19 protein-coding genes and 2 pseudogenes are annotated in these 16,183 nt (G+C 44.6%); 8 read left to right on the top strand and 13 right to left on the bottom strand.

Annotation, left to right across the window (positions count from 1 at the left end):
* Positions 1–223 precede the first annotated feature (223 nt).
* The 4 genes from BLR88_RS05800 to fabG form a co-directional block, all read right to left on the bottom strand.
* Positions 224–571, bottom strand: coding sequence for a DUF4190 domain-containing protein (locus BLR88_RS05800; RefSeq protein WP_139184921.1), 348 nt, complete (start codon positions 569–571; stop codon positions 224–226).
* Positions 572–609: 38 nt separating this feature from the next.
* On the bottom strand, positions 610–828 hold the full coding sequence (locus tag BLR88_RS05795; RefSeq protein ID WP_057899528.1) for a DUF1540 domain-containing protein: 219 nt from the start codon (positions 826–828) through the stop codon (positions 610–612).
* A 127-nt stretch (positions 829–955) separates the two neighbouring features.
* On the bottom strand, positions 956–2,164 hold the full coding sequence (locus BLR88_RS05790; protein WP_236781891.1) for a M20 metallopeptidase family protein: 1,209 nt from the start codon (positions 2,162–2,164) through the stop codon (positions 956–958).
* Positions 2,165–2,238: 74 nt separating this feature from the next.
* Positions 2,239–2,979, bottom strand: coding sequence for a 3-oxoacyl-ACP reductase FabG (gene fabG, locus BLR88_RS05785; protein WP_091260160.1), 741 nt, complete (start codon positions 2,977–2,979; stop codon positions 2,239–2,241).
* Positions 2,980–3,139: 160 nt separating this feature from the next.
* On the opposite strand from fabG, the gene BLR88_RS05780 reads away from it, so the two are divergent.
* Both BLR88_RS05780 and BLR88_RS05775 read left to right on the top strand, forming a co-directional pair.
* Positions 3,140–3,928: an SDR family oxidoreductase gene (locus BLR88_RS05780; protein WP_057899530.1), complete on the top strand. Its 789-nt coding sequence runs from the start codon at positions 3,140–3,142 to the stop codon at positions 3,926–3,928.
* A 91-nt stretch (positions 3,929–4,019) separates the two neighbouring features.
* Positions 4,020–4,217 (top strand): DUF378 domain-containing protein, encoded by a 198-nt coding sequence (locus tag BLR88_RS05775; RefSeq protein WP_057899531.1) that lies wholly within the window; start codon positions 4,020–4,022, stop codon positions 4,215–4,217.
* Between the two features lie 60 nt (positions 4,218–4,277).
* Here the strand turns inward: BLR88_RS05775 and BLR88_RS19415 are convergent, their stop codons facing one another.
* Together BLR88_RS19415 and BLR88_RS05770 are read right to left on the bottom strand one after the other, a co-directional pair.
* Positions 4,278–4,415 (bottom strand): hypothetical protein, encoded by a 138-nt coding sequence (locus tag BLR88_RS19415; RefSeq protein WP_156424080.1) that lies wholly within the window; start codon positions 4,413–4,415, stop codon positions 4,278–4,280.
* 189 nt (positions 4,416–4,604) lie between these two features.
* Entirely contained in the window at positions 4,605–5,150 is a 546-nt protein-coding gene (locus BLR88_RS05770; RefSeq protein WP_057899532.1) for a glutathione peroxidase, read from the bottom strand.
* 388 nt (positions 5,151–5,538) lie between these two features.
* Here BLR88_RS05770 and BLR88_RS05765 point away from each other — a divergent pair, with 388 nt between their 5' ends.
* From BLR88_RS05765 to BLR88_RS05755, 3 genes are all read left to right on the top strand, one after another.
* A complete protein-coding gene (locus BLR88_RS05765; protein ID WP_091260158.1) occupies positions 5,539–5,946 on the top strand; it encodes a GerAB/ArcD/ProY family transporter in 408 nt (135 codons plus the stop codon).
* A gap of 129 nt (positions 5,947–6,075) precedes the next feature.
* Complete coding sequence (locus tag BLR88_RS05760; protein ID WP_091260156.1) at positions 6,076–6,576, top strand: RNA polymerase sigma factor; 501 nt, start codon at positions 6,076–6,078, stop codon at positions 6,574–6,576.
* Between the two features lies 1 nt (position 6,577).
* Entirely contained in the window at positions 6,578–7,459 is an 882-nt protein-coding gene (locus BLR88_RS05755) for a DUF3298 and DUF4163 domain-containing protein (RefSeq protein ID WP_204244839.1), read from the top strand.
* Between the two features lie 179 nt (positions 7,460–7,638).
* Here BLR88_RS05755 and BLR88_RS05750 read toward each other — a convergent pair.
* From BLR88_RS05750 to BLR88_RS05725, 7 genes and pseudogenes are all read right to left on the bottom strand, one after another.
* Positions 7,639–7,824: pseudogene (locus BLR88_RS05750) on the bottom strand (efflux RND transporter permease subunit); the annotation flags it as partial.
* Positions 7,825–7,848: 24 nt separating this feature from the next.
* Complete coding sequence (locus BLR88_RS05745; RefSeq protein WP_082706066.1) at positions 7,849–8,163, bottom strand: ferredoxin family protein; 315 nt, start codon at positions 8,161–8,163, stop codon at positions 7,849–7,851.
* A complete protein-coding gene (locus tag BLR88_RS05740; protein ID WP_057899536.1) occupies positions 8,145–9,440 on the bottom strand; it encodes an FAD-dependent oxidoreductase in 1,296 nt (431 codons plus the stop codon). Before BLR88_RS05740 ends, BLR88_RS05745 begins: the two co-directional genes overlap by 19 nt.
* The gene (locus tag BLR88_RS05735) at positions 9,433–10,500 is read right to left on the bottom strand and encodes an electron transfer flavoprotein subunit alpha/FixB family protein (protein ID WP_236782033.1); all 1,068 of its coding nucleotides are present in this window, start codon (positions 10,498–10,500) and stop codon (positions 9,433–9,435) included. The genes BLR88_RS05740 and BLR88_RS05735 overlap by 8 nt, the downstream gene beginning before the upstream one ends.
* Positions 10,501–10,641: 141 nt before the next feature.
* Positions 10,642–10,785, bottom strand: a pseudogene (locus BLR88_RS20065) (DUF362 domain-containing protein); the annotation flags it as partial.
* A 1-nt stretch (position 10,786) separates the two neighbouring features.
* Positions 10,787–11,611 carry an electron transfer flavoprotein subunit beta/FixA family protein gene (locus BLR88_RS05730; RefSeq protein ID WP_057899538.1) on the bottom strand — a complete coding sequence of 275 codons (825 nt, stop codon included), beginning with the start codon at positions 11,609–11,611 and terminating at the stop codon, positions 10,787–10,789.
* 470 nt (positions 11,612–12,081) lie between these two features.
* Positions 12,082–12,261, bottom strand: coding sequence for a hypothetical protein (locus tag BLR88_RS05725; protein WP_057899540.1), 180 nt, complete (start codon positions 12,259–12,261; stop codon positions 12,082–12,084).
* 201 nt (positions 12,262–12,462) lie between these two features.
* Here BLR88_RS05725 and BLR88_RS05720 point away from each other — a divergent pair, with 201 nt between their 5' ends.
* The 3 genes from BLR88_RS05720 (at position 12,463) to BLR88_RS05710 (ending at position 15,924) form a co-directional block, all read left to right on the top strand.
* Positions 12,463–13,776 (top strand): BaiN/RdsA family NAD(P)/FAD-dependent oxidoreductase, encoded by a 1,314-nt coding sequence (locus tag BLR88_RS05720; RefSeq protein ID WP_091260185.1) that lies wholly within the window; start codon positions 12,463–12,465, stop codon positions 13,774–13,776.
* Positions 13,777–14,035: 259 nt separating this feature from the next.
* Positions 14,036–14,395, top strand: a complete 360-nt coding sequence (locus BLR88_RS05715; protein WP_091260155.1) for a DUF485 domain-containing protein — start codon at positions 14,036–14,038, stop codon at positions 14,393–14,395.
* Positions 14,395–15,924, top strand: coding sequence for a solute symporter family protein (locus tag BLR88_RS05710; protein WP_057899542.1), 1,530 nt, complete (start codon positions 14,395–14,397; stop codon positions 15,922–15,924). The genes BLR88_RS05715 and BLR88_RS05710 overlap by 1 nt, the downstream gene beginning before the upstream one ends.
* Positions 15,925–16,183 lie beyond the last annotated feature (259 nt).

Raw genomic sequence — 16,183 nt, 5'->3', positions numbered from 1 at the left:
GCCTCCTTACGGTTAAGTCAAGAAATTTTTCTTATTATGTCCATACGCAGGAAAACGCATAAAGTTTCAATATTATAATAATTGGAAAGTCAAAAGGCGCGGAGAAGGAAGAGACGTATTCTTTACTTCCTCTTTTCCTTATGGTAGGCATCGGGTAGGCAACGGCCGTATTTCTTAAGCGACAAAAAGCCGGATTAAGAATCCGGCTGATCTGATCAATACATTAGTAAAATACACGCAAAAACAAAGGCAAAACGACAGCAACAACAGCGAGTCCCATCGCCCATCTTCCAATTCCAGAACCACGCATTGCGGCAATGTATCCGACGATAAAACCGGATATCCCAAGCGCAACTGGCATCATAAAAAAAGCAAGCAGACTCATAATAAGTCCCAGAACGCCCAGTCCTGTTCCACCTGCTTTCTTCCGTTCGCCCGCTTCCAAATCTCCTTGCCGACTTCTCCGCCGTTTAATTATGCGGCGCGACGGAGCCGGCACATGAAATTCACTGGCTACTTCTTCCCGAAACGGGAACAAAATGATGTTATCACGGCGTTTTGTTCTTTTCATGCCCATTCTCATCTCTTTCGCTGGAATATTCGGGCTTATTATGCTTTTTGTTTCGGCTTAAACGTATGACAGCACGTCTCGCTGGAATATTGGGCTACTTCTTGTCGATCTGAAGAAATCCCAATTTCCCCAATTTCTTCCTTATAATTCGTATCTGCGTGACGGTCAATATCAACCATAATGGCTTCAGCCACACAATTATTTCCCTGTCCCCAGTACGTACAGTTTGAAACGCTGCATTTTACACCTTGTGGCATAAAAACCCCCCCTTTTGCTAAATCAAGGGAGAGCCGGCGCGTGAAAGCGAACAGCCCTTCCCTATTACATAGGGTGTGCCCTTCCGCTTCCACGCATGCGTTCATGTTTCTTCCAACTTATCTGCGCCTACTTCGCTTGCTGGTCTAAATACATAAGAGCGATACCTGCCAAAAGTTTGCTTCCGACAGAAAGCATCCGCTCATCAATAGTAAAGCGAGGGTGATGGTGGCCATACGCCGCCTCGTCTCCTTGGATACCCAGGAAAAAATACGCGCCAGGCACCTGCCGCAGATAATAAGAGAAGTCTTCTCCTGCCATGCTCGGAACAGCTGGTCGCACATTTTCTTTCCCCAGCACTGTACATCCCACCTGTTCTACGATATTATTCATTCGCGAGTCATTAACAACAGAAGGATCACCTTCCACATATTCAAACGTTGCCGTCGCGCCAAATGACGCACACACGCCGTTCGCCAAGCGCTCTAAGATCGCTGGAATTTCTTTCTGTACATCCGGGTGGAAATAGCGTACCGTTCCTTGCAGTTGCGCAGTGTCCGGAATTATGTTGTACGTGTCGCCGGCATGAATCTGCCCTACACTCACGACCGCTGGATATAATGGATCAAGAGAACGGCTCACTACCGTCTGTATCTGTGTGACAAGATGAGCCGCAATGACAATCGGATCAACCGTCAGATGCGGCATCGAACCATGTCCGCCTTTCCCCTGAATTTTTATCGTAAAGGAATCGGAACCAGCCATGATCGGGCCAGAGCAGGTACCTAAAAGACCAACCTCTAAATTTTGCCACAAATGCAAACCAAAAATAGCATCTACATCTTCCAAAACGCCGGCTTCCACCAATTCGGATGCTCCGCCAGGTACCACTTCTTCAGCATGCTGAAAAATAAGTTTAATCCGGCCAGCAAACAATAGCTTCGCTTCCGTTAATGCGCGCGCCGCTCCCAATAAAATCGCGGTATGACCGTCATGCCCGCACGCATGCATAATGCCCGGATTTTTCGATGCATATGGAAGTCCCGTCTCTTCCTGAATCGGGAGCGCATCAATATCAGCACGCAATGCTACCGTTTTGCCAGGCGCTGTTCCCTCTATGTAGGTGACGACATCTTTGCCTGTATAAGACCGCACGGCTAACCCCATGCTTTCAAGCTGTTCGCGAATGTACCGCGCCGTTTTTGATTCTTGATGCGACAATTCCGGATATTGATGGAGGTAGCGCCGCACTTCTACTGTCCATGCCGCATGCTTATCCACAAATTTGTTAATCATTTCTTGCTTCGCGCCGTACCCTTTTGCCAATTTGCTGTTCATATAAATTCCCCTCCATCTAACTTTGTAATAATATATACATAGTAGAAGATGGAGGAGATTTTGAAAAGAGAAAATTATAGAACAACTCCTCCGTCCACAGAAAGCACAGCTCCGTTAATATAGGAAGAGTGAGGCGACGCTAGAAACATATAGGCACGCGCGATATCTTCCGGTTCGCCCAGGCGCTGCACCGGTACTTTCGCCCGCATCATTTCTAAGATTTTCCCAGGCACAGCTTCTGTCATTGGCGTTCTAATAAATCCAGGCGCTACTGCATTTACCGTAATGCCTTTTCCGCCTAACTCCTTCGCCCATGTCTTGGTTAACCCGATGATACCCGCTTTTGTTGCCGCGTAATTCGTCTGCCCAATATTACCATATAGGCCAACCACGGATGAAGTATTAATAATGCGCCCGTAGCCGTTCTCAAGCATAAGCGGCACCGCTGCTTTTGTGCATAAATATACTCCAGTCAAGTTAATGGCAATGACTTGCTCCCATTTTTCTTTTGTCAATGTATGCAACATGCTGTCCTGTGTAATTCCCGCGTTATTGATAAGAATATCGAGCCTGCCCGCTTTTTGTTTAACCGCTTCCATCAATGCTTGCACTGATGTCTCATCGGCGACGTTCACCTGAACAAAGTCAATATTCACGCCCGTTTTCCCCAACTCCGCGGCGACTTGTTCACCTTGTTCGCTATTAATATCTGCGATAATAACGTACGCTCCCTGCTCACCGAACAGCTGTGCCGCTTTCTTGCCCAGACCGCCAGCTCCCCCGGTGATAACCACCGATTGCTTCGCAAATTCCATGAAAAGCCCTCCCCGCAAAGGTAGTCTTCTATAGTCTATTCGTCCATAAACGAAATGTGACACATATTGTCAAATTTCCAGTACTGACTTTTTTCACTTAGCTGACAAGCAGGAATTAGCACTTTACCGTCAAAACTATGAACAGGAGGTAATGTGAAAAATGACGACAAAAAACAAAAAAGTAATCGTCATTACCGGAGCTTCCAGCGGCATCGGAAAAGCAACCGCCATCCTGGCCGCTGAATCCGGAATGACGCCCGTGCTGCTGGCCCGCTCCGTAGATACGTTGCGCGCCCTGGCAGACAACCTTCAGCATAGCGCGCCCGATGTCGGCTATTATAGGCTTGATGTAACTAAGGATAGGCAGATTGTCGATATTGTTCAGAAAATCATATGCAGATACGGAAAGATTGACATCTGGGTCAACAACGCAGGCTTCGGCATTTTTGCTCCATTTTCGGAGGCAAAGCTCGAAGACATAGCAAACATGATGGACGTGAATTATCTGGGAACAGTGCGCTGCACAAAAGCGGTGCTTCCCCATATGCTCGGACAAAAATCGGGACATATTATTAATGTAGCTTCCGTAGCCGGAAAATTAGCCACGCCGAAGTCAAGCGGCTACACTGCCAGTAAATTCGCCGTCGTTGGCTTTACGGAAAGCCTACGCCAAGAGCTGAAGGGGAGCGGTGTTTCGATTTCGCTAGTCAACCCCGGTCCGGTGCAAACCCCGTTTTTTGAACGCGCCGACCAAAGCGGAGAATACCGGCGCAGTGTAGAAGCGTTTATGCTACCCCCGGAAACTGTGGCAAAAAGCGTTCTACGCACCATACATAACCGCAAAGCAGAAGCGATAATCCCGCGTTATATGCGCATCGGCGTTATTCTTTTTCACCTGTTTCCGCGCTTTTTCGATCGCGTCATCGCTCCGCGCTTAAACAAAAAATAAGAATGTCTTATGGATATGTTCTCCTTTCTGATTATCGACGAAAAAAATGGACATACTGAAAGTACAGGCTTAGAAAGGAGATGAATGCATCATGGATCGTTTGGCCCTTATTCTTGTTATCATCGGAGCTCTCAACTGGCTGCTTGTAGGTCTATTCCAATGGGACTTGGTAGCAGGTTTGTTTAACGGTGAAGGTTCTGTTGTAAGCCGTATTGTGTATTCTCTCATTGGTTTGGCAGGGCTGTACTGCATTAGCCTGCTGTTCCGCGAACGCCGCCCGGCGTCATAACGCGCTTGCGTTGCCTGCTTTGGAACGCACAATAAAAGCACCGGATGTTCCGGTGCTTTTTCACTTGCCACTTTTCTTAATAATATCTTTCCAAATCGGCTTCTCCAATTCCTTGCGCAATTCGCTGAGCGTCCGGTTAAGCCTTGTCTGCCGTTTCTTATCATACAATTTTTTACATTTTTCCGGGTATTTGCTCATATGGACAATTCACTCCCTATCTTATTTTATACCCGGATAAGAAACGGCCAAAACATGGAATTTATCTCTAACAACTGACACTCCACACGCTTGAAAGCGTGGAATTCTTGGGTCGTTAGCGTCCGCAGTCCGTTTCATCATCAATATTTGTCATTTCAATACCTAAAACAAATGTATATAAAATTAACTTTATAATAAAGCTTCAATTTCCTTTTCTATATCTATCGATTCCACAGTTGGTTCAAATCTTTTCACGACATAGCCATTTTTATCTATCAGGAATTTTGTAAAGTTCCACTTGATAGAGTCACCAATTAAAAATTCAGGAAATTTTTCCTGCAAGAACGTATGAAGCAATTTTGCGCTTATCTGAGTAAAGTCAAATCCCATAAACGGTGCTTGCTCTGTTAAATATGTAAACAGCGGGTGTGCTTGAGGCCCTCGTACCTTTATTTTCTCAAACAGCGGAAATTTCACACCATAGTTAAGTTGACAAAATGCTTGAATTTCCTCATTAGTGCCCGGTTCTTGCTCTGCGAACTGATTGCAAGGAAAACCTAAAATTTCAAATCCACGATAATGATAACGATCATACAATTTCTGCAAATCATTATATTGGGTGGTAAAGCGACACTTGCTTGCTGTATTCACAATCATTACTACCTTATTTTTATATTGTTCCAGTTTAATCTCTTTTCCGGTAATGTCTTTTACAGTAAAATTATAAATCGTCATATATAACACCTCCACAATCATTATCTTTTTATAATAATTACAAATAAACAACGACTTGTCAACTAAATATCCGATAATGCCACGCATGTAAACGTGAAAAAAGTTAAATTCAAAGAAGTCGTTTAATTATTGGAAATCTCCCGAATCGAAATTCCCGATTCAATAAATGAATAAGCCAGCCTTAATTAACCTGGCTTGTCTACATTTTGCGTACTACCGGACATTCTTTCTGGAATTAAAAATTCTATACGTCTTACATGTTTCTCTCATATGTAGGAAAAAATAAAAAAGACTGGGATAAACGTTTTAGAAAAAGACCTGTAGATATTAACGTAAAAGCGTAAATTCAGAACAAGAGGAACGAAGACGCAATACAAGGAGCCCTGCCATGATTCTTCACCCGAAAGATCGAATCACACCAACACAGACAGCTTTAACCGTGGCTCATTTTACTATTGGGGTAAGTATTCTTGTTTTACCACGCATCGTTGTCGATAAGAGCGGAACATCTGATGCCTGGATTTCGGTACTTCTGGGTGGCTTTCTTTCCCTGTTCTTCGGATATGTTGCCGCCAAATTGAGCCAGCAGTTTCCTGGACAGACTTTCTATCAGTACAATCAAATCATTGCTGGGAGATTTATCGGCACCATTCTCAGTATCGCGCTGATTATCTATTTCATTCTCATAACAGGATATCAGGTACGGATTCTCGGGGAAACGATCCGTCTTCATGTGTTAGAAAAGACACCAATTGAAGTGGTAAGCATTGCATTTATAAGCGCTGCCACCTCCTGAATCAAGAAGACTTCTCGCTGCTTCTATTAAATGGTTGCTTTGTTTAAAAACTTTTTAGGCTGTTTCATTCGTCTATACAATGTAAGACAATAAATAATGGATACGTATGAAAAAGGAGTTTTTAGTTTAATGAAACAAATAGAAAACTCACTCATTCGGTATATAACAGAAAATAAGGAAAATATTTATCGATTAGCTTATAGCTACGTAAAAAATTCTGAGGATGCTCTGGATATCGTTCAAGACTCTATTCATAGGGCTATATCATCCATACAAACAATTAAAAACCCTAAAGCGATTAAGAGTTGGTTTTATAGAATTGTTGTGAATACTTCTTTAGATTTCTTGAGGAAACAAAAGAAGGTTTATATTGTAGACCAAGAAACACTGGAGTCCTATAGCCCAGGAATAAATGATGTTTATAACAATATTGATTTAGAAAGAGCATTGGATGATTTACCCATCAAATATCGAAGTGTCGTCGTGCTTAGATATTTTGAAGATTTGAAAATAGAAGAAGTTGCAGATGTGTTGGATGAAAATGTAAACACCATAAAAACCAGGTTATATCAGGCTCTTCGACTACTGCGTGTCAAAATGAATGCTGAATCCGTTGAGGAGGTAAAGTAGGGTGGATAAAAAGTTGGAGCAATTAAAAAAGCAATATATGGATATACCTATCCCTAATGAACTAGATTTTGTCGTGAAAAAAGCATTAAATCAAAGAAAAAGAAGAAAGAGGCTTTTGAAATGTCTTGCTGGAACAGGAGCGGCGGCTATTGTATTTGTAATAGGGATTAATAGTAGTCCAACGATAGCAAATGCTTTTTCAAAAGTGCCCGTTGTCGCAAATATTGTGAAGGTGTTTACTTTTAGAGAATTTAAAATAGAGGATAAAAATTATCATGCAGATTTAAAAGTACCTGCTGTTGCTAATTTGGAAAATAAATCATTAGAAAATGGTTTGAATCAAAAATATCTTGAAGAAAATAAAAAGCTATATGCCGATTTCAAGGCTCAAATGGACAGTTTAGAAAAGAATGGTGGCGGTCATTTAGGTATAGATAGCGGATACCAAGTGAAAACAAATAATGAGAAAATACTATCCATCAGCAGATACGTTGTAAATACGGTAGGATCGTCCTCAACAACATTAAAATTCGATACGATCGACAAGCAAAAGCAGATTTTAATTACGCTGCCCAGCTTGTTCAAAGATGACTCTTATATTGCGGTGATCAGTAACTATATCAAGGAACAGATGATACGACAAATGAAAGCGGATCCCGGGAAAGTCTATTGGGTTTCTTACCCTGGAGGACCGGAAGTCATACCCGGTATGGAATTTAAAAGTATTGCGAAGAACCAGAATTTTTATATAAACAAAGATGGGAAATTAGTAATTTCTTTTAATAAATACGATGTCGCGCCCGGCTATATGGGTACTGTCGAATTTACGATTCCGACAGATGTGATTTCCAATATTTTGGTTAGCAATGAATACATTAAATAAACAAATTGCGTTAACCTGAACATTCATTATCTTACAAGCAGAAGCGGTATAATAATAAACAACACCCAATATATCAAAGACCATTTTCTTCCCGTATCAATGGGATTTCCACCCGTTTTTCCGCAGAAGGTTAAACAGGCGGCTCATGATCTTTGATAGTTCTTGGGTGTTGTTTTATTAGGACGGAAACGGGCGGATGCGGCCTTGATAACCGCTTCCTTTACATCCATTCCTTCCTGCCTCGAATCTTCAATAAACTCAATCAGTACAATACCGTTGCGTACAACAATGCCTGCCAAGGCGATTAATCCCATGATGCTCATAAAACCTAGCGGCGTGCGTGTAATGAATAGACCCAGTAACCCTCTTTTGTCTTTTACTTATTCCTCCTATGCCAACCTGAACACTATGCCGTGACCACCCTTCGGATACTCCCACTTAATGTTCTGATATGGGCAGCCGATTCTACAGCTGCCGCACTCGTGGCAACCTTCGTAACCGACCGCCATTCGCATGCCTTCCCACTTATATACTTCCGCTGGACAGAACACTGTACACAGCTTATCAGGACACTTCGTCGCGCAAATGTCGTGATCCAGCACATGCAAATGTGACTGCGTATCCGCCCTGAATCTCACCAGATATTGTTTCTCTTCAATCGTATTTGTACGCGGTATGATATCCATTATTTCATCACCTTCCATGCACGATAAATATCTTGCACCATGCTCAGTTTGCTCTTCCTTTCCATCAAACTCTTCAGTATTTTCTTCTGTTTTTCTTTCTTGGGCACGCCGTCCACTGTAAAGAACTGACTGGCCGCCTTGTTAATCATCGGGATATATTCTTTGAAATACTGCGGATAGTTTTCAAACGTATGTGTCGCATCTTTGTATTTCTTGAGATCCTGACCGACGAAGCTATCAAGCAAACGCACGCGGTACGTGTCCAGCATATTCTCTGAAAAATCATTTGCCTCTTTCGCAAGAATGATCGTTTCCGCCGCGAGTCTCCCTGATGTCATCGCCATGTTACTTCCTTCACGATGAACGCTGTTAACCATCTGTCCGGCATCACCGACAACCATCACACCATTGCCTACGATTTTTGGCATCGCATGGAAACCTCCTTCCGGAATCAGATGCGCCGCGTATTCCATCGGTTCTCCACCGCGAATCAACGGACGAACAATCGGATGTTTTTTTAAATACTCCAACAAATCGTACGGACGCAGTCTATGCTTAATAATTCCGGATAATGTCGCGCCGACACCAATATTAATGCTTTCTTTATTCGTATAAATAAAGCCTGTTCCCAGCACACCTTTGGTCGCATCGCCAAAAATTTCAATTGTCGCACCCTGATTCGGCTCTAAGTTAAAACGATCCTCAATTTTTTCCGCAGGCAGATTGAGCACTTCCATCACCGCCAGCGCCACCTGATCCGGCTTAAACTCTTTGTGAAACCCAAGCGATTTAGCGAGAAGCGAATTTACCCCATCAGCGAGCACCACAACGTCTGCATATACATCGCCGTCCGGACGATCCGTGCGCACACCAACTACCCGTCCGTCTTCCACAATACATTCTGTCACTACCGTTTCATTAATAAGCAAAGCGCCTTGCTCAACAGCTTTGCTTGCGTACCATTGGTCAAACTTAGCACGCAGAACGGTGAAATTATTGTACGGTTCTTTCGCCCATTCCAGACCTTTGTATCCACCTGTAAATACAGACTCTTCGCCCAAAAACCAAAAACGCTGCTCCACAACCGGACGCTCGACCGGCGCTTCCTTATAAAAACCGGGAATCATTTCTTCCATCTGATGGCGGTACAACACTCCACCCATTACGTTTTTGGCACCTGGATACTCACCTCTTTCAATTACTAGCACATTCAATCCGGCTTTCGCCATCGTATACGCGGCAGACGTTCCAGCCGGGCCGGCGCCAACAACAATCGCGTCAAACTTCTCAGACATTGACCGCTTCACCACCTTTGACCACTTTTTTGAACTCTGTAATCAGTTTCGGCACAATTTCAAACGCATCGCCGACAATGCTGTACGTAGCAACATTATGAATAGGTGCATTCGGATCTTTGTTGATCGCAATAATAATTTCGGAATTTTGCATACCCACCACATGCTGCACGGCTCCGGAAATTCCGATCGCAAAATAAATTTTTGGCGTAACAGTCACCCCGGTCTGCCCGACCTGATGCTGATGGCTAATCCATCCGGCTTCCACCGCGTCCCGGCTGGCACCAACGCTCGCACCAAGCACTTCCGCCAATTCATAGCAAATCCGGAAACCTCGTGCGTCGCCCAATCCTTTTCCGCCAGCGACAATAATGTGCGCTTCATCCAGTTTTACCCTATTTCCAGCCTCACGTACAATTTCTAGTACTTTCGTTTTTACATCGTCCTCACGCAAGCCAAACGGCTCATGAATCAAAACACCGGTACGCCCCGGCTGCGGTTCGAGCGCTTTCATCACTTTGGAACGGACTGTCGCCATCTGCGGGCGGTGATTCTTGCAAAGAATGGTCGCCATGATATTACCGCCAAAAGCGGGACGGCTCGCTTCCAGAAGCCGTTTCTCTACGTTTACATCAAGGATGGTACAGTCGGCGGTCAGGCCGGTCGCAAGATCTGTCGCCACGGCGCTGGCCAAATCCTTGCCGTTCGTGGTGGCTCCGTACAAAATAATTTCCGGCTTGTATTTATTGCACAGGTCTACCGTCCCTTTCATGTACGTTTCGGAACGGTATGTTTTCAAAAGTGGGTCATCAATCATGTACATAACGTCCGCGCCATATTCAAAACACGTCTGTGCCAAATGCTCAATCTGATAGCCAAGTATAAATCCGGAAAGCGGCACATTTAACTTATCAGCAAGCCGGCGCCCTGCACCTAGCAGTTCCAGCGAAACGCCTGCAATTTTACCGTCCGTCTGGTCAATAAACACCCACACCCCTTCATAATCGGCAAACTTATCTGTCGGCTTCTTCGCTTTCGTGGGTGCCTTTGTTTCAATCATGGCGATGGGTTCCTGCGCCGCATGCTTCACTTCATCCTGCTTTGGCAGCGCGACCGTCTCCGTTGAGGCAGCCGCTTCTGCCGGAGAAGATTTCGATACGGCTTTCTTGGTCGGATTCGGCAAGCTAATCGCTTCCGTTGGACATACGGGAATACATTCCTGGCATTCTTCGCATTTTGCCGGGTCTACTTCACATTTGTCCGGGCCTAAATACAGGGCGCTAACCGGGCATGTATCAACACATGTGCCACACGAAATACAGGCGCTGGAAATCGTAACAGCCATCTTACCTGCCCCCTTGCACAAACAATTCGCGTTTTTCCTTCAACAATGCGTTCACAAGCTGCTCTACTTGCTGATCTGCCGTGCCTTCAAGGCGTTTTCCACCCTGCGGTTTCGGCGGGGTAAACATCTTGCCCACAATCGTGGGCGAGCCTTTCAATCCAAGCTGGGAACGATCTACGTCTTCCAAGTCATCGACTGTCCAAACCACCGGCTTGTAGCGTGCAGCGCGAATCATGTTCGGCAACGGAGAATAAGACACTTCGTTAATTTCTTTCTCCACTGTCAGCAAACAGGGGATGGATGACTCCAGCACTTCATAGCCGTCTTCCAATTTGCGGTGCACAATAATTCGCCGTTTCTCTTTATTTATCTCAACCACTTTTTTGATGCCGGTTAAAGGCGGAATATCGAGCCGACGCGCGATACCGGGTCCGACTTGTCCTGTGTCACCGTCAATCGCCATTTTTCCGCATATGATTAGATCGATCGGCTCTACTTTCATAATGCGGTAAATCGCCCGCGACAGCGCGTAGCTAGTCGCCAGCGTATCCGCACCGGCGAATGCACGATCCGAAATTAAATACCCTTCATCCGCACCGATTTCCACACATTTTTTAATCGCGACTACAGCCTGGGGAGGGCCCATCGACAGTACAGATACTTTGCCTCCGTATCGGGCGCGCAGTCGCACCGCTTCTTCAACAGCATGCGTATCATACGGATTTAAAATCGCTGGCACGCCACGCCGATCCAGCGTGTTCGTCTTGGGATCTACCTTGATAATTTTCGTATCCGGCACCTGCTTGACACAAACGAGAATGTGCATAAAAAAGCCTCCTTGTGCAAAATGAATATATCGTGAAAAAAATTACATACACAAGTTGAGCTATGATGCTAACAAGAAATAAAGAACTGGATTGTGCAACCGAGAAGAGATATAGTAGAGGAAAACTGAATATTCTGAGTTTTATTATCATAATAATAGTATTTATGGTGGGATGTGTGAAAATATGTATCTGCAGCATTTGTTTCTTAATCCATTTACTATAATTATTTTATTCGCTGTCCACACGAGGATTCCTGCTAATATTTTTGTGAAAAATTACACTTTCTTTTATATATTGGAGCATTTGACACTCCAATATATAAAGGCGATGGGGTTTCCTGCTCGGAAAATCTGCAATTTGGGCAGAAGAAGGAAACGCTTGATAAGCGCCTCAGATTGAAGGCAAACTCCCCTGTTTCTTGCGTAACAAGGGAGTTTGCCTTCAATCTAAGACCGTTCAAAAGAACGGTCTAATTCTGCACAGCAACATATTCTTCCAAAGCCCAGTATATTTTTTTTATTTCATCCATGCGCTCTTTGGATGATAAACTTGCATCAAACGTAACCTGACGAATCAACTCAAGCACAAATTGATAGATATTGCCGTTCTTTTGCGCATTTTCTGATAAAAGCTTCAAGTATCTTTCCATGGCAGACCCCTCCCATGCCACTAATGTTTGAAGCGCTTCTTTAAATATTATACCACTTACTGGATATAAAGTGTGCGGAAAAACCAGAACTTTTTTATTCAGGATAGTTGCAATTTAAAAGAACCATGTCAAAAATATAAAAGTGCGAATCAAGATACGATATCACAAGACAAACATATACAAAAGAAAGACGGTGGTTTTATGTCACAGTGGGATGTTATCGTAATCGGCGGAGGGCCGGCCGGCCTCATGGCCTGCGTAGCTGCCGCCTCCCAAAAAGCGAAAGTATTGCTTCTCGATAAAGGAAATAAACTTGGAAGAAAGCTTATGATTTCCGGGGGAGGCCGATGCAATGTCACCAATGCCAAACCGCTGGAAGAACTCATAAAAAACGTGCCTGGCAACGGCAAATTTTTGTACAGCGCGCTAAACAGCTTCGGAAACCAAGATATTATCGCCTTTTTTACCGGATTGGGCATCCGGCTGAAAGAAGAAGATCGCGGTCGGATGTTTCCGGTCAGCGACAAAGCAAAAACCGTAGTGGATGCGCTCATTGGCGAAGTGCGCAGGCTCAACGTAACGATACGCACAAATGAGCCGGTCAAACAGCTGTTATATACTGATGCCGGAGTGGCAGGTGTAGAGCTTGCATCCGGTGAAATCATTCATTGTCACCATGTGATCGTCGCGACAGGCGGATGCTCCGTTCCGAGCACCGGCTCTACTGGAGATGCTTATCCGTGGGCCCGGGCTGTCGGCCATACCATCACCGATCTGTTTCCTACAGCTGTACCATTGACGGCTTGTGATAACTATATTAAAGAAACGAGATTGCAGGGTCTCTCGCTGCGCAGCGTCTATCTAACGCTATGGAACCCAAAAGGCAAAAAAATCTGCACCGAAGAAGGCGACATGCTGTTTACCCATTTTGGTATCTCCGGTCCGGCTACGCTACGCGTAAGTCATTACGTTTCCGTTGCACAACGGAAATTCGGACCTGTTCCGCTCCTTTTAACCATTGACATTTTACCGGAAAAAACACAGGATGATATCGTCCAAGAAATGATGAACCTAATGGAACGTGAACCAAAAAAAGCGATCAAAAACGTGCTGCGCGCCTATCTCCCGGAACGACTGCTTCAGCTTATTCTTGAATTGTCCGGTATTGATGAAGGGATAACGTATCCACATATTTCCCGGACGAAATGGTACGAAATGGCGCGGCTTATCAAACAGTTTCCCGTTACGATTACAGGCACGTTGCCGCTTGAACAAGCTACGGTGACAGGCGGCGGAGTCAGCGTAAAAGAAATCGATCCAAAAAGCTTACAATCTAAATTAAAGCGCGGTCTCTTTTTTGCCGGGGAAGTGCTTGATGTGCATGCACATACAGGCGGCTACAATATTACTGTCGCTTTTACAACCGGCCACGCAGCAGGCTTGGCTGCTGCCAGACAGGCTCTCGGAATAGAAGAAAGCTTTGTTCCGTTAAAGCAAAAAAACAAAGAACGATAAACGCTTTGCTATCCGCCAAGCAAGCAGAAAAACGCTAAACTTTCTCTGCTTGCTTTCTTTTTCTATCATTTGTATCATTTGTCTAAATATGTCGAATATATTTAGTTTTAATTTTTTTAAAAATATTTTAATATTATGGTGAGTTCTGAACATATCTTTCGGACGAACAATTTTGTAAACGCTTTATTACTGGGGGGGTGATGAATGTTTCTACACAAAGAAAGATAGAAAAAACTAATAAAGATTGGGGTGAAACTGTATGGAAAACCTCGCACAAAACAAATCTTCCGGCACGGGAAGAATCCAAGAGCAAAACATTGACTATACAGCTATAGCTCAAAGTAAAAAATTCAAAAGTTTGATACAAGCGAAAAGAAATTTTATCGTTCCTATGTGCGTCTTTTTCATAATTTTTTATTACACACTTCCAATTCTGACGTCATATAGCAACATATTAAACATTCCCGCGATTGGCTCTATCACTTGGGCGTGGCTGTATGCTTTCGGCCAATTTATTATGACATGGGCATTATGTATGATTTATACCCGCAAAGCCTCCTCTTTTGACAAACTCGCCGATGAAATTATCGAAGAGCTCCAAAAAAGGGGGCAACAGTAATGGCATTTACATTCTTTCTTCTCATCGTGGCTGCAACGCTTGTTATCACATACTACGCTTCGAAAAAAACCAATACGACGAGCGAATTCTACACAGCAGGCGGCGGCCTGACCGGATGGCAGAACGGTCTAGCGATTGCCGGCGATTACATGTCGGCCGCTTCGTTCCTCGGCATCGCTGGTGCCATCGCGTTGACCGGCTTTGACGGCTTCTTCTTCAGCATAGGTTATCTCGTCGCATATTTGGTCGTTCTGTACATCGTTGCCGAACCGCTCCGCAACCTTGGCAAATACACGATGGCAGACATGATTGCCGCCCGCTTCAACAATGCAAAAGTTCGCGGGGTGGCGGCGCTAAGCACCATTGCCATTTCCATTTTTTATATGATTGCTCAACTTGTAGGCGCAGGCGCATTAATTAAGCTTTTGCTCGGCCTGGATTACACCACCTCTGTATTGATTGTCGGCACGCTCATGACAATTTACGTCATCTTCGGAGGCATGACAGCCACCAGTTGGGTACAAATCGTAAAAGCAATACTGCTTATGGTTGGTACGTTCATCATCTCCCTAATGGTATTCGCGAAATTTCACTTTAACTTTGTGGAAATGTTTAATCACATGAAAAAAGCAACACCGCTTGGCGACGCGTTCCTGAATCCAGGCGTCAAGTATAAAAACGGACTTGATACGATTTCCATTAACATTGCACTCGTCCTTGGAACAGCGGGACTGCCGCATATCTTGATTCGTTTCTTTACAGTGAAGGACGCGCAAACCGCACGAAAATCAGTTGTATACGCAACCTGGCTCATCGGCCTATTCTATATTATGACGATTTTCCTCGGCTTCGGTGCTGCCGCGTTTGTCGGCAACGAAACGATTATCGAGGCAAACAAAGCTGGAAACATGGCGGCTCCGCTGCTTGCGCGTGAATTGGGCGGCGACTTTTTGATGGCATTCGTCGCAGCGGTTGCTTTTGCCACCATTCTAGCGGTAGTAGCGGGCCTTGTTTTGGCGGCGGCCTCCGCGTTCGCGCACGACTTCTACAGCCATATTATCCGTAAAGGCAAAGCCACGGAAAGGGAACAAATGCTGGCTGCCCGCTATGCTTCCGTAGGCGTTGCAGTTGCATCTGTTATCTTGGCTCTGTTCGCGCAAAAAATGAACGTAGCGTTCCTCGTATCGTTGGCGTTCTGCGTAGCCGCCAGCGCAAATCTGCCGGTTATTATGTACACGATTTTCTGGCGAAGATTTAACACGGCAGGCGCCATTACCGGCATGCTTGTCGGTCTCTTCACAGCGCTTATTCTTGTTGTAGTAAGTCCAAATGTGCTTGATCCAACACCAGGCAAAGCAATCCTCGTCGGCACGCCACTAATCAGCCTGACTAACCCGGCGCTCATTTCCGTGCCGGCCGGTTTCATTGCTGCTTATCTCGGCGCTATTATCTTTGGCCGCCGCGAAAGCGATGCGAAATTTGACGAAGTCCTAGTCAAGGCCAACACAGGAATCCGCGATTCGGCATAAAAAATTTTTTCATTTTGTTGTTTAAATAAAAAACAGACGGGGAAACATAATAGTAAACCTACTCCCCTTTAAAATTGCAACTGACTCTCACACCTCTACTCCCTTATATTGGACACATCGCATTGATGTGTCTTTTTTTTGTATAAGAAAGGATATGCTACTTTATAGTAATAAAGCAACATATCTTTTCACTCCATGAGTAAACGAGGAAAAACAAGGCAACAAAAAAGAGAGGGAACTGTCTCCTCTCTTTGCAACA

The sequence above is a fragment of the Aneurinibacillus thermoaerophilus genome (genome assembly GCF_900099925.1).
Classification (GTDB): domain Bacteria; phylum Bacillota; class Bacilli; order Aneurinibacillales; family Aneurinibacillaceae; genus Aneurinibacillus; species Aneurinibacillus thermoaerophilus.
Note: the sequence above shows the minus strand (reverse complement) of the source record. Positions and strands in the feature narration are given on the sequence as shown.

Coding starts and splice junctions, on each gene's coding strand:
- BLR88_RS05765 (WP_091260158.1), top strand. CDS start 5,539: ATGATTCTTCACCCGAAAGATCGAATCACACCAACACAGACAGCTTTA.
- BLR88_RS05780 (WP_057899530.1), top strand. CDS start 3,140: ATGACGACAAAAAACAAAAAAGTAATCGTCATTACCGGAGCTTCCAGC.
- BLR88_RS19415 (WP_156424080.1), bottom strand. CDS start 4,415: ATGAGCAAATACCCGGAAAAATGTAAAAAATTGTATGATAAGAAACGG.
- BLR88_RS05745 (WP_082706066.1), bottom strand. CDS start 8,163: ATGGAAGGTGATGAAATAATGGATATCATACCGCGTACAAATACGATT.
- BLR88_RS05790 (WP_236781891.1), bottom strand. CDS start 2,164: ATGAACAGCAAATTGGCAAAAGGGTACGGCGCGAAGCAAGAAATGATT.
- BLR88_RS05715 (WP_091260155.1), top strand. CDS start 14,036: ATGGAAAACCTCGCACAAAACAAATCTTCCGGCACGGGAAGAATCCAA.
- BLR88_RS05720 (WP_091260185.1), top strand. CDS start 12,463: ATGTCACAGTGGGATGTTATCGTAATCGGCGGAGGGCCGGCCGGCCTC.
- BLR88_RS05800 (WP_139184921.1), bottom strand. CDS start 571: ATGAAAAGAACAAAACGCCGTGATAACATCATTTTGTTCCCGTTTCGG.
- BLR88_RS05730 (WP_057899538.1), bottom strand. CDS start 11,611: ATGCACATTCTCGTTTGTGTCAAGCAGGTGCCGGATACGAAAATTATC.
- BLR88_RS05740 (WP_057899536.1), bottom strand. CDS start 9,440: ATGTCTGAGAAGTTTGACGCGATTGTTGTTGGCGCCGGCCCGGCTGGA.
- BLR88_RS05760 (WP_091260156.1), top strand. CDS start 6,076: ATGAAACAAATAGAAAACTCACTCATTCGGTATATAACAGAAAATAAG.
- BLR88_RS05725 (WP_057899540.1), bottom strand. CDS start 12,261: ATGGAAAGATACTTGAAGCTTTTATCAGAAAATGCGCAAAAGAACGGC.
- BLR88_RS05735 (WP_236782033.1), bottom strand. CDS start 10,500: ATGATTGAAACAAAGGCACCCACGAAAGCGAAGAAGCCGACAGATAAG.
- BLR88_RS05770 (WP_057899532.1), bottom strand. CDS start 5,150: ATGACGATTTATAATTTTACTGTAAAAGACATTACCGGAAAAGAGATT.
- BLR88_RS05775 (WP_057899531.1), top strand. CDS start 4,020: ATGGATCGTTTGGCCCTTATTCTTGTTATCATCGGAGCTCTCAACTGG.
- BLR88_RS05710 (WP_057899542.1), top strand. CDS start 14,395: ATGGCATTTACATTCTTTCTTCTCATCGTGGCTGCAACGCTTGTTATC.
- fabG (WP_091260160.1), bottom strand. CDS start 2,979: ATGGAATTTGCGAAGCAATCGGTGGTTATCACCGGGGGAGCTGGCGGT.
- BLR88_RS05795 (WP_057899528.1), bottom strand. CDS start 828: ATGCCACAAGGTGTAAAATGCAGCGTTTCAAACTGTACGTACTGGGGA.